At 62.0% G+C, this 12,804-nt stretch carries 9 protein-coding genes; 7 read left to right on the top strand and 2 right to left on the bottom strand.

Annotated features, from left to right (window positions below; genetic code table 11):
* Positions 1-67 precede the first annotated feature (67 nt).
* Positions 68-2,962, bottom strand: coding sequence for a TonB-dependent receptor (locus VGD45_RS17750; protein ID WP_331156671.1), 2,895 nt, complete (start codon positions 2,960-2,962; stop codon positions 68-70).
* Positions 2,963-3,301: 339 nt separating this feature from the next.
* Between VGD45_RS17750 and VGD45_RS17745 the strand changes: the two genes are divergently transcribed.
* The 3 genes from VGD45_RS17745 to VGD45_RS17735 are packed head-to-tail and all read left to right on the top strand — an operon-like array spanning position 3,302 to position 7,095.
* Positions 3,302-4,654, top strand: a complete 1,353-nt coding sequence (locus tag VGD45_RS17745; RefSeq protein ID WP_331156670.1) for a sugar porter family MFS transporter — start codon at positions 3,302-3,304, stop codon at positions 4,652-4,654.
* Between the two features lie 2 nt (positions 4,655-4,656).
* On the top strand, positions 4,657-5,718 hold the full coding sequence (locus VGD45_RS17740; protein ID WP_331156669.1) for a LacI family DNA-binding transcriptional regulator: 1,062 nt from the start codon (positions 4,657-4,659) through the stop codon (positions 5,716-5,718).
* Between the two features lie 18 nt (positions 5,719-5,736).
* Complete coding sequence (locus tag VGD45_RS17735) at positions 5,737-7,095, top strand: GH1 family beta-glucosidase (RefSeq protein WP_331156668.1); 1,359 nt, start codon at positions 5,737-5,739, stop codon at positions 7,093-7,095.
* A gap of 4 nt (positions 7,096-7,099) precedes the next feature.
* Here the strand turns inward: VGD45_RS17735 and VGD45_RS17730 are convergent, their stop codons facing one another.
* Positions 7,100-7,390, bottom strand: coding sequence for a hypothetical protein (locus VGD45_RS17730; RefSeq protein ID WP_331156667.1), 291 nt, complete (start codon positions 7,388-7,390; stop codon positions 7,100-7,102).
* 287 nt (positions 7,391-7,677) lie between these two features.
* Between VGD45_RS17730 and VGD45_RS17725 the strand changes: the two genes are divergently transcribed.
* The 4 genes from VGD45_RS17725 (at position 7,678) to VGD45_RS17710 (ending at position 12,804) form a co-directional block, all read left to right on the top strand.
* Entirely contained in the window at positions 7,678-8,727 is a 1,050-nt protein-coding gene (locus VGD45_RS17725) for a hypothetical protein (protein WP_331156666.1), read from the top strand.
* A 196-nt stretch (positions 8,728-8,923) separates the two neighbouring features.
* Positions 8,924-10,954, top strand: coding sequence for an amidohydrolase family protein (locus VGD45_RS17720; RefSeq protein WP_331156665.1), 2,031 nt, complete (start codon positions 8,924-8,926; stop codon positions 10,952-10,954).
* A 16-nt stretch (positions 10,955-10,970) separates the two neighbouring features.
* Positions 10,971-12,278 (top strand): APC family permease, encoded by a 1,308-nt coding sequence (locus VGD45_RS17715; protein WP_331156664.1) that lies wholly within the window; start codon positions 10,971-10,973, stop codon positions 12,276-12,278.
* A gap of 88 nt (positions 12,279-12,366) precedes the next feature.
* Positions 12,367-12,804: an META domain-containing protein gene (locus tag VGD45_RS17710; RefSeq protein ID WP_331156663.1), complete on the top strand. Its 438-nt coding sequence runs from the start codon at positions 12,367-12,369 to the stop codon at positions 12,802-12,804.

The raw sequence follows: 12,804 nt of genomic DNA, 5'->3' as shown, positions 1-12,804 counted from the left end.
TTAGAAAAGAAAAAGCCGCCGGGGGAACAGCGGCTTTTTCACCTGCCATGGGGAACGCAGGCTTTGACTAGTCGCCGAACTTGTAACGCGCGCCGATCATGAACCGCGGGCCGGTCTGCTGGACCATGATCAGCTGATGCGTGGTGCGTCCGTGCTGACGATAGATCTCGTCGGTGAGATTGATCACCTCGGCCATCAAGGTCAGGTTGTCGTTCCAGGTGTAGCTGGTGGTCACGTCGAACTGGCCATAAGCCTCGGTGTACACCGGATTCGGCAAGCCGCCGCCATCGATGGTGTTGGCGAGGAACTTGTCACGCCAGTTGTACGCCGCGCGCACCTGGAATTTGTCGTTCTCGTAGAACGCCACCAGATTCGCCGCGTCGCTCAGGCCGACCAGCGCGAACTGATCCGAACGGGAGTAGTTGTCGTAGACCAGGCCGGAGTCCACCAGTGTGTAGTTGGCCGAGACGCCGAAACCCGTGTCGCCGAACATGTGCTGGATGTTGAATTCCCAGCCGTCCAGCGTGGCCGACTTCTGGTTCAACGGCACCTCGATGGCGAAGGTCGCGACCGGATCGCCCGCCACGCCGGCGATGGTGCCGAGCAGATCGCCGGTCGTTTCATCGGCGCCAGTCACGGTCACGCCGGGCTGGCCCGCGAAGTTCGTGAAGATGTACTGACGAATACAAGCCGGTGTGGCGCAGCCGGCCGCGACCGCGGCGTTGAAGTACGCGCCGCCCGATGGCGTCAGCAACTCGTACGGCGTCTGCTGCTGAATGGTGGTGCCGATGTAGTTGTCGATGTTCTTGCGGAAGTAACCCACCGCCATGTAGTTCGACTCGCCGTAGTACCACTCGAGCGACAGATCGAAGTTCTCCGACTCGAGCGGCTTGAGCGCGGGATTGCCCTGGTTGCCGGTGCCGCCGTCGATACGCACCAGTCGGTTGAGCGTGCGTCCGCCCTGGATGTCGTCCCACAACGGACGGCCGATGCTCTGTCCGTAGCTGGCGCGAGCTTTGAGGGTATCGGTGATGTCGACCGCGAAATCGAGGCTTGGCAGCACGTAGTCGTAGTCGCCTTCGAGCTGCTCGAACGTGCCGCCAGTCGTCTGCAACGAGAACTCGTTGTCGGCCACCCACACGATGCCTGTGGGCACCGGCACCAGTGCGCGCGATGTCACATCGGTCTGTTCATAGCGCAAGCCGACGGCGCCCTGCATGGGCAGGCCCCATTCCCATTGGGTGCTGAACTGTACGAACGCGCTCTTCGATTCTTCCTTCACGCGACGATCCGTATCCAAAATCGGCGACGCGCGGTAGAGCGATTCGTCACCCGCGGCGCGCGCCGCGATTCCCCGCACCGTCTCGAAGTCGAACGTGAAGAACTGATTGAACAGCGCCGGATTGCCGCTGCCGGAGATGTTGTCGAAGTAATGACGGACCGTGTCGGCGCGCCATATTTCGTCGGGATAGTCAGCCGGGCTGGTCGCGCCGCCCCAGGTGTCGCGCTGTACGTTGGAGTACGCCGAGCGATTCTCCACATCGGTCAGCGCCACGCCGAAATCCAGCCGGGAGTCTTCGAAGAACTCCAGGTTGCCGGTCAGCTGCGCCTGCTTGACGCCGGTCTTCATGTAGCTGTTGCGGAAGCTCGATCCCGTGACTTCCATCTGCGAGGCGTCGATGCCGGTCTGCCCTGGGGGCAACTGCACGCTCATCACAGGGAAATCGCGCGAGAAATCCGCAGTCGTGGTACCGCGGAAGAAGCCGGCCACGCCGAGCACCGCGTTGGAACCGTAAGGGCTGTCGGCACCGGATTCGGCCGTGGAGTCGTGATAATCGAACGCAAGGCCGAAGCTGTCGGTGGCTTGCCACTCGACGTTGAAGCCCAGCGACTTGTTTTCGTTCTTGGTGGCGAACTTGGCGCCGCCCATCGACAGGTCGCTGGTCGCGGGCGAGATGGTCTCGGAATAGATCAGCGGCGAGGACACCGGACCGTCGGTCCAGGTGCTGGTCGACGGACCGAAGTTGAACCACACCGACAACTCGTTGCGCTGTTGCGCGATCTTGTTCTCGGAGTAGGTGTAATCGAGCGTGGTCGTGATGGTGTCGGTCGGCGCGTACTGCAACGTCAGCTGACCGTTGGTGCGCTTACGCTCCACGCCCGTGACGCTGTACCCGAGGTTCTGCGGCACCGAGTAGGTGTCGGTGGGATCGGGACGATTGGTGATGTTCTCCGAGCCGGGCGCGCCGGGCTGGGGAATCGTGCCCCAGTTGTTCTCGTCGCCGGCGAATGCTTTCCAGCCATTGGCGACGGAGGCTTGATTGAAGCCGAAATCGCGTTCCTGATAGCTCGCGCTGACGGCGATGCCGAACTTGTCGTCGGCGAAGGTATCGCTGTAGATACCCGAGACTTCCGGAGTGATCGAGTCGCCCTGCAAGGCGTCCGGCAGATTGTCGATCGACGTGTCCATCACGCCCTTGGCGCCGAAGCTGGTGCGCAAGCCCGGGTTGTCGAGCGGCCGCGCGGTCTTGATGTTGATGGTCGCGCCGATGCCGCCAGTCGGCGTGCTGGCGCGGCTGGTTTTGTAAACCTCGATCGCGGAGATCGATTCGGAGGCGAGGTTGGCGAAATCGAAGGCGCGCGAGGGCGATGCGCCTGTATCTTCCAGTGCCGACGCCGGCATCTGCCGGCCATTCAACAACACAAGGTTGAAGTCCGGGCCGACGCCGCGCACCGTGACTTTCGAACCTTCGCCCAGCGAGCGGTCGATGGATACGCCGCTGACCCGTTGCATGGATTCGGCGAGGTTGGTGTCCGGGAACTTGCCAATGTCCTCGGCCACGATGCCGTCCATCACACCCTGCGACTCGCGCTTCAGCTCCATGGAGGAGGTGAGGCTGCCGCGGATGCCGGTGACCACCACTTCTTCGAGCTCGGCGCTTTCCTGGGAAACGGCCGGCATTGCCACCGCCGTTCCAAGAATGAAAGAGATAGCCCGCGCCAATTTATAACGTTGGAATGCGCGATCGCTCACGACTAAAGCCCCCCGGTGTCCATTCGCTGCCAATTATTGTTGCGCCCGCGTCCGGCCAATCAGCCCATCGACACGACCAGAAACACCGGATGTAAGCGCTTACAAATTACGGTAGCATGCTCCCCGGCGTTCCGGCAAGCGGGGTCTGACGGGCTCGGCGGGCGGCGCTGGTGAAATCTGGGGGAAGCGGTCATAGTGACCGCTAACAATGAACGTCGGCCGGTGAAACCACCGGTGCGGGCACAAAACAAACAAGCGATCAGTCATATGCAAGGCAGATTGAACATCGCATTCGTGGCGCTCACCGTGGCGCTCGGGGGATTTCTGCTCGGCTTCGACGCGACCGTGATTTCCGGCGTCGTGCCTTTCATTCGTGAGTATTTTTCTTTGAGCGGCGCGAGCGGCGACCTGAAGTTGGGATTCGCCGTCAGCAGTCTCGGCTGGGGCGCCATGGCGGGCAACGCCATCGCCGGGCCGCTGAGCGATCGTTTCGGCCGGCGTCGAGTGCTGATGGGCACGGCATTATTGTTTGTGCTGTCTTCGTTGCTGGCGGCCTCCGCCACTTCGTTTCCAAGTTTCGTGGCCGCGCGCATCGTCGGCGGTCTGGCTGTCGGTGGCGCCATTCTGATCGCGCCGGTGTACATCGCGGAGATCGCGCCGGCCGACAAGCGCGGCAGCCTGGTGTCGTTGAATCAACTGATGATCGTCATCGGCATCTCGGCCTCGTTCTTTTCCAACTATTTCCTGCTGGAGACGGGCGAGCACAACTGGCGCTACATGCTCGGCGTGCAGATGGTGCCGGCGCTGCTGTATTTCACTTTGCTCTGGTTCGTGCCGGAAAGCCCTCGCTGGTTGCTGCTCAAGGGACGCGATGAAGCCGCACTGCAGGTGTTGCGCCGAGTCGCCGGCGAGCAGCAGGCGCAGGACAATCTGCATCAGATCCGCCAGAGCCTGGCGATGAAAGCAGTATCGCGCGGCTTCCGCGGTCTGCTGGACTCGCGCGTGCGACTCATCATGATCGTCGCGCTCGGATTGGCTTTCTTTCAGCAGATCACTGGCATCAACGCCATCTTCTATTATCTGCCGACGATCTTCTCGCAGGCCGGCGGCGGTGTGGACGACGCGTTCCGGCAAGCCGTGATGGTCGGCGTGGTGAACGTGTTGATGACGTTCGTCGCCATCTGGCTGATCGATAAGCTGGGGCGCAAGCCGCTGCTGATCATGGGCATCGCCGGCATGGCGCTGTCCTTGTTTGCCATCAGCTGGGCGTTCAGCCAGGAAAGTTACAATGCCAGGCTGGTGCTGATCGCCATCATCGGTTTCGTCGCGTCGTTCGCGATTTCGCTCGGGCCAGTGATGTGGGTGCTGCTATCGGAGATCTTTCCGAACGAGCAGCGGGCCGCTGCCATCTCGGTAGCAGGATTCTGGAACGCCCTGGTCAGCGCCACTGTGACAATGATTTTTCCCTGGGCGCTCTCGACGCTGGGGTCGGGCGGGACGTTTCTGGCATTCGCTTTGTTCGCCACCGCGGCGTTGCTGTTCGTGGTGCTGCTCGTGCCGGAAACAAAAGGCCGCACCCTCGAGCAGCTGGAAAGCGACCTGATGACGGCCAAGGCGTGACGATGAGCAAGCGAGCCGCCAACAACAACGCCAAGAAGCGCGCTACGACCGCTGCCCCCGATTCTCCACCCACGCTGGAAATGGTGGCGAAGGAAGCCGGTGTGTCCATCGCCACTGTATCGCGCATCATCAACGGCACCGCGAAGGTGAGCCCCGAGCGCAAGGATGCGGTCGAGGCGGCCATCGCCAAACTCAACTTCCGTCCGAATGCCGCCGCGCGCGGTCTGGCGCTCGGCAAGTCCAACACGATCGGTGTGATCACGCAGGCCATCGACAGCCCGTTCTACGGCGAAGGTCTGCGCGGCATCGAAGATTATCTGCAGCAGCGCGGTTATACGGCGCTGTTCATGAGCGGCAATTGGGACGAGCAGGACGAAGAGCGCTGTATGTCCGAGCTGCTGTCCCGGCGCGTCGACGGCATCATTATTTTCTCGGGCCGGCTGCAGGACCGCCAGCTGGCGAACTATGCCAAGCAGGTGCCCCTGGTGGTCACCGCGCGCAATCTGAAGTCGCCTGGAATTTTCAGTCTGCCGGTGGACGACGAGCAGGGCGGCATGCTGGCGACTCAGCATTTGATCGGGCTCGGTCATCGTCACATCGCTTTTATTGCCGGCATTCTCGATCACCCGGACGCGTCGTTGCGTTACAAAGGCTATCGGCGTGCGCTCGCCGAGGCCGGCATTCCTCACGACCCGAAACTGGTGGTGCCGGGCGACTTCCATGAAGAAGGCGGCGTCGAGGCCACGATGCGGCTGTTGAGGTCCGGTCACAAGTTCACCGCGCTGTTCTGTGTGAACGACCAGTCGGCGTACGGCGCATGCCTGGCCTTGTATCGCAGTGGGCTCAATTGCCCGCGCGATGTTTCCGTCGTGGGCTTCGACGATCTGCATTCATCGTCCTATCGAGTGCCGCCGCTCACCACGGTGCGCCAATCGATCCGCGTGCTGGGCGAGAGCTCGGGCGCGGCCATGTTGCAGATGTTGCAAGGTGAGAAGCCGGATATTTCTTTGCCCCGGGTGCAGCTGATCGTGCGTGAGTCGACGGCGGCGCCCAAATCGGTTTGATTCGAGTCTTCACAGCGTATGTCCCAACACATATCTGATTTCGCGGCTTGGCCGGTAGCCGAGCTGCGTCGGCGCTTTCCCAACGATTTCGTCTGGGGCGTGGCCACCAGCGCGTTCCAGATCGAAGGCGCGGCGCGCAGCGACGGCAAAGGGCCCTCGATCTGGGATGATTTCTGTCGCGTGCCCGGCGCCATCGCCGACGGCGGCAACGGCGACGTGGCCTGCGATCACTATCATCGCCTGGAGTCCGATCTGGATCTGATCGCCGATCTCGGCGTGACGGCGTATCGTTTTTCCATTTCCTGGCCGCGCGTGCAGCCCGCTGGCTCGGGGCCGGTGAACGATCGCGGTCTTGCGTTCTATGAGCGCCTGGTCGATGGCTTGCTGGCTAGAAACATTCAGCCGTATGCGACGCTCTATCACTGGGACTTGCCCGCTGAACTGCAGCGTCAGGGCGGCGGCTGGTTTGCTCGTGACACTGCATATCGTTTTGCCGAGTACGCCGAGCTAGTAACGCGTCGCCTCGGCGATCGTCTCGTGTCCATCGCGACTCACAACGAGCCGTGGGTGTCCGCGGTGCTCGGCTATGAGCGAGGCGTGTTCGCGCCGGGCGTGAAGGATCGCCGCATCGCCTATCAGGCCAGCCATCACTTGTTGTTGAGCCATGGGTTGGCCATGCAGGCGATTCGCGCCGTCGGGACGAAGGCCGACGTTGGCATCGTCTTGAACATGTCGCCAGTTCGTCCGGAGACGGATTCCGAAGTCGATGCTCATCACGCTCGTCTCGAAGACGGTCGTCTCATTCGCTGGTACACGGATGCGCTGTTCAAGGGCGAGTACCCGCGCGACATCGTCGAGTATCTCGGTGCGGATGCGCCGCAGGTGCAAGCGGGCGATGCGGAGTTCATCGCGCAGCCGTGCGATTTCGTCGGCATCAATTATTACCATCCGACGGTGTCCAGCAGTTCCAACCCCGCCTCGCCGGCCTCGAGTGGCGCTGCCGTGACGGACATGGGTTGGGAAGTGGCGCCGCGCGCCTTATCCGATCTCCTGCTGCGTTTGAAGCGCGACTATCGATTGCCGCCGATCTTCATTACCGAGAACGGCGCGGCCTATCGCGATCAGTACCTGGACGGGCGGATCGAAGACGAGCAACGCCGGCAGTACATCGAATCGCATCTGCTTGCGGTCGCCGAAGCCATCGAGCATGGCGTCGATGTGCGCGGCTACTTTGTCTGGAGTCTGATGGACAACTTCGAGTGGGCCGAGGGCTACAGCAAGCGCTTCGGCATCGTGCATGTCGACTACGCCACTCTGCAGCGGACGTTGAAGCGCAGCGGTCTGTGGTACAAGGCGCTGCTACACGCGCCGGCGTAGGAAGTCAGGCGGCGCTGACGGGAAGGAGGAGCTGAGTGGCTTCTGGCTGCCGAGCGCGGCGGCCGCGAGCGCGACCCTTGGTGCTTCGGCCGCGAGGCAGGGTGTGAATGGCCGAGAGAGTCTGCCGGGCAGCCTCGGCAGCTTCGGAAGCGGACGCATAGCCGAGCATCCGAGTGAACAGGTCCGCCATCGGCGCTTGCTGATAGCTGTCCAACTCGTAGCTGTAACCGTCCTGGTCGTAAAAAATCCGTGCGTAGCCATGCTCCGTGTGGAGCAGATCGACTAGCGTGCGCATCGCCCTCGCCAGCAAGTGAAATCGCGACTCGATCGGAGCATCGAGGACTTTCATGTCAACAGTATAGGCAGGCGGGTTGCAGGAATTGCGTGCCGGTTGCACATCTGCAGAATTTTCGGGGATCGCCTGATTCATTTTCGCCCCTCGCGGCCGGTGTTGACATGTCTGTGACAGCGCATGACTGTCGGATTTCATGACAGACGGCTCGTGCGCCGCCCAAGTCCCCCGTCAGTTAAATATCAGCAAGTCGAACGCATACTGCCGCGCAATCACGCAGGAGGGGTTCGATGCAGTTACGTTCTCTGGTCATGACCGCGGCCGTTGCACTCGGCGCGACGGGTCTGGCGCAAGCCGACGACGCCGGTCTGCTCTACAAGTTCTCTTCGTCGGTGACTTTGCCCAGCACCGAGATCGGTTGGGACTACATCAAGATGCAGCCGGGCAGCAGCCGTCTGTTCCTGGCTCGCGACGCCGACGGGCTCACCGTGTTCGACGTGGACCAGGGCAAGATCGTCACCACCGTGGAGAATTCCAAGGGCGCAAACGGGCCGCTGCTGCTGCCTCAGTACAACCGTGGCTACGTCGCGAATACCGATGGCTCGTTGTTGAGCTTCGATCTGAAGACGCTCAAGCCCATCGAGCGTCTGGCGCTCGACAAGGAAGGCGGCCTGAACAGCGGCGTGCACAATCCGCTCACCAAGGAAATTCACTTCATCACCAGCTCGCGGCCGTCGCAGTCGACGTGGTACACGCTGGACGCCGCCACCGGCAAGTTGCTCAAGACCACGACGTTCCCGTTCCGGAAGATGGACGATCCGGCGATCGACGAGGCGGGCAATATCTACGCGCCAGCGCGTTATAACAATCTGATCCTGAAGCTCGACCCGAAGACGCTGAAAGAAACCGCGCGCTGGAATGCGCCTTGCAATGTTTCCAAGACGCGCTGGCAGGCGAGCACCAAACGCATCATCGCTGCTTGCGTCGGCGACAAGCCGCAGTTCTTCTCGTTCGATCCGGCCAGCGGCAAGGTGACGGCGAGCGTTCCCATCGGTCCGCGGATCGACGGCATCGGCATCGACGAGAAGCGTAAGCGCATTGTGACTTCTAGCAACGAAGGCTACGTGACCGTCATCCAGCAGCAGGGCGCGGATCAATATGAGTTGCTCGGCACCGTCACCACTCGCGTCGAAGCGCGCATGATGTTCATGGACGAGCGCAACGGGAATCTGTATCTCGTGACCGCCGATATGACGACTGGCAAGCCGGACGCTCAGGGCAATGCCAAGGAGACGTATCATCCGGGCAGCTTCGTGCTGCTGACCTACAAGCCGATTTAGATCACCCACACCTCCCAATCCCCTCGCCCTCAAGGGCGAGGGGGCTAAAGATTCAAGCAGTCGCTTCTGGGAGGAATGCGCCATGCTCCAACCGCGTCACGCCGGCGCATGGAAGCATAAGTTATGCCGCCGCTTGCTGGCACTATAGGAACAGTGCCCGTGGCTTCGTACGGGCGTCAGCAGGGGCTGTCTACGAATGAATCTGGGGCGCAACGTTACGCGCGTCGGCGTGCTGATTGGCGCATTGTGTATGCATGGCTGGGCGGCTGCGGCGACGGATGAATATTCTGTCATTTCCGCCAAGGAAAAGGTCGGCTCGATGATCGCCACCGTCGACGGCGCCATTGTCGACATCAGCTACGAAGTAAATAACAACGGCCGCGGTCCGAAGATCCGCGAGCAGCTGACGTTGAACGAGGCTGGCATTCCGACGCAGTGGCGCATCACCGGCAAGTCCACTTTCGGCGCCGCCATCGACGAGCAATTCACCTGGCAGCGGGGCTCGGCGAAGTGGCACGGACAGGACGGCAAGGGCAGCAGCCGCATGGCGCAGCCCAAGCTCTATATCACCAACGACGGCAGCCCCTGGAGCTCGGGGTTGTATGTTCGCACTCTGCTGAAGGCCAAAGACCGCACTCTCGACGTGGCGCCCTCGGGCACATTGCGTCTGGAAGAGCTGCAGAAGACACACGTGGGCGACGTGCCCGTCACGGCGTACGCAATCACAGGCGCGAATCTCGCGCCGGAAATGTTGTTGCTGGCCGCCGATGGCAGTTTGTTTGCTCAGCTCAGCTCGCGTCAGGTGCTGGTGCGCACGGGCTTCGAGTCCAAGGTCGAAGAGCTGCAGGAGCTGGAGCGCAATCTGCGCGTCAATCGCCTGGAGGAAATGCAGCAGCGTCTGGCGCATCGCTTCGATGTTCCCATCCGCATCCGCAACGTTCGCGTCTACGATCCTCACACTGAGAAGTTGAGCGACGCGGTCTCGGTGGTGGTGTTCCGCAATCGCATCTCCAGCGTTGCGCCGGAGCCCGCCGGATTCAAAGCGCCAGCCGACGAGGTGGCGATCGATGGCGATGGCGGCACGCTGGTCGCCGGCCTGCATGACATGCACTCGCATAACTCGGACGAGTCGGGATTGTTTTATCTCGCCGCGGGTGTGACGGGCGTTCGCGATCTCGGCAACGACAACGCGCTGCTGCTCGATCTGGTTCAACGCATCGACAAAGGCGAGCTGCCGGGCCCACGCATCGTGCGCGCTGGTTTGATCGAAGGCCGCAGTTCCTATTCGGCGCGCATCGGCCGCATTCCGGAGACGCTGTCGGAAGCGATCGAGATCGTGCGCTGGTATTCGGACCACGGCTACCGGCAAATGAAGATCTACAACTCGTTCAATCCGGACTGGGTCGCGCCCGTCGCGCAGGAAGCTCATCGGTTGGGCATGCGGGTGAGCGGACACGTGCCGGCGTTCATGTCGCCCGATCGTGCGATCCGCGACGGATACAACGAGATCAACCACATCAATCAGCTGGTGCTCGGCTGGCTCACCACCCCGCAGGACGATACTCGCACCACGCTGCGACTCACTCGGATGGCTAAGACCGCGGAGCTGGATCTGAACAGCGAGAAGGTGCGCACCACCATCGCGCTGATGAAGGAACACAAGATCGCGCTCGATACCACGACCGTCATTCTCGAACGCCTGATGGCCAGTCGCGCGGGCAAGGTGCAGGCCGGCGACGCGCCGTATCTGGATCACATGCCCATCGGCTACCAGCGCTACCGCAAGCGCTCCTTCGTCGAGTTCAAGGACCACGAAGAGGACGAGGCTTATCTCAGCTCGGTGGACAAGCTGCTCGATCTGATGAAAGTGCTGTACAGCGAAGGCATTCAGATGCTGCCGGGCACCGACGACACCACGGGCTTTACCGTGCATCGCGAGCTGGAGTTGTACGAGAAGGCCGGCATCCCCGCGGCCAAGGTGCTGCGCATGGCCACCTACGATTGCGAGAAGTATCTCGGCTTCGAGCAGAGTCTGGGCAGCATCGAAGCGGGCAAGTTCGCCGACTTCTTCCTCGTGCCCGGCGATCCGACGAGGAATGTGTCCGCGGTTCGGCAGATCCGTCTGGTCATGAAGGACGGGCTGTTGTATTTCCCTTCTGAAATCTATCAGGCGCTGGGCATCAAGCCCTTCACCGCCGCGCCGGCCCTGAGCGGCCCGGCCAGCTGATATCGGAATCAATCGATTGCAGTCACAACTCAAGCAGGGCGTGGACCTTGCCGCCGTCGTTGCCCTGGGCTTGGGTACGGCGGTCGGCGTGGCGATTTTCTCAGTGATCGCGCCGGCGACGGCACTGGCCGGTACGGGCATGCTCCTTTCGGTGCTCATCGCAGCGGTGCCGATGTTCGTCATCGCCGTGAACTACGCTTTCATGGGCTCGGCGTTGCCGACGTCCGGCGCTTCCTATGAATGGCCGCGTCGCTTCATTCATCCTGCGGTAGGGTTCTTCATTGCATGGCTGCGCATCGCGGGTAGCAGCAGCGCCATGATCGTGTTGGCGCTGGTGTTGGTGCAGTATGTATCGATGCTCGTGCCGGTACCCACGAAGCCGACCATGCTGTTGTTGTTCTCGCTGGTGTTGCTGGCGAATCTGTTCGGGGTCGGCATCGCGGCGCGCGTGCAGAAGACGTTGATGGCCGCCCTGGTGGTGCTGTTTCTTATCTTCGCGGGTTGGGGCGCCACGGCAGTCGAGGCGGTTCACTTTTCGGTGGCCGAGAACTTGAACTGGGCGGGCGTGCTGGCCGCCGTGCCGCTGTTGGTGAGCCTGTTCTTCGGCATCGAGGCGGCCACCGAAGTGGGCGACGAAGTCAGCAACGGACGGCGGATGATTCCACTCGGCATCGCTTTATCGATCACCTCGGCGGTGGCGCTGTACTTGCTGGTGGCAGTGGTCGCGTTGGGCATTCTCGGTACGGACGTGCTGTCCGCCAGTCGCACGCCCATTCTCGATGCGGCCACACGCTTCATGGGGCCACTGGCCAAACCGGTCATCGTGCTGGCGGCGGTCGTGGCCATCGGCAAGTCGCTGAACGCCATTTTTATGGTGTTCAGCCGAAGCCTGTTCGCGATGGCGCGCGCCGGCGTGCTGCCTCCGGCGCTGGCCGCCGTTCATCCTCGTTGGGGCACGCCCCACATGGCCTGTCTGGCGGTGTTCGGGTGCTGCGTGGTTTGTCTGGCGTTGCCGATGAGCCTGACATTCCTGTTCTTATCGGTGAGCATTCCGACCTTGCTCAAGTACGTGACCACCAGCCTGTGCGCCGCCAAGGTGGTCAAGGAGCATCCGGATCTCTATGAGAACGCGCGCTTCAAGTTCAGCCCCAACGCGATGCGGCTCTGGGGCTACGCCGGCGTCGTGAGCGCCTTGACCGTCATCGTGCTCGGTCTCGGTGCCGATGTCCGTCCTTACTATGTGCTGCTCGGCTGGGGCGCCATCGGTGCGCTCTACTACGTGGCCTGGCAGCAGCTGAGGCCCGTGCCCCAGCCCAACGCCTAGCGTGCGCCGCCGCTCGACGGCGGCCGGTTCAGGTTGTATTTTACCGGGTCCTCGATTTTCTGACCGAGCGCACCTGGAGTTACAACGTATGGGTCCAGCCAAGTACGTCCTCATCGCGACGCTGCTTGCAGTGGCTGCCTGTCATAGCAACGATCCCGCGGAAGGGTCGGATGAAGTGACGCACGAGTTGGTGGGAACCCGCTGGGTGCCCGTGCAACTCGGCGACAAAGCGGTGACTCTCGGCGAGGGCGCCCGCGAGGCCTATATCGTGCTCAACTCGAACGACGCCGCCGTGGTGGGTTACGCCGGCTGCAATCGCATTTCGACCAGTTACAAACAAACCGGCTCGAAAATCAGCTTCGGCGAGGTGATTGCCACGCGCATGGTCTGCTCCGATATGTCCACCGAGACCGGGCTGATCCAAGCGATGAGAGTCGCCACCGACTGGCGCTTCGTCGGCCAGCAGCTGGAGCTGCTGGACAAGCAGAAGGCCGTGATCGCACGTTTCGAGGCCAGGAATCTCTAA

Source organism: Steroidobacter sp. (genome assembly GCF_036402275.1).
Lineage (GTDB): Bacteria > Pseudomonadota > Gammaproteobacteria > Steroidobacterales > Steroidobacteraceae > Steroidobacter.
This window is presented reverse-complemented; position numbering and strand designations above follow the sequence as displayed.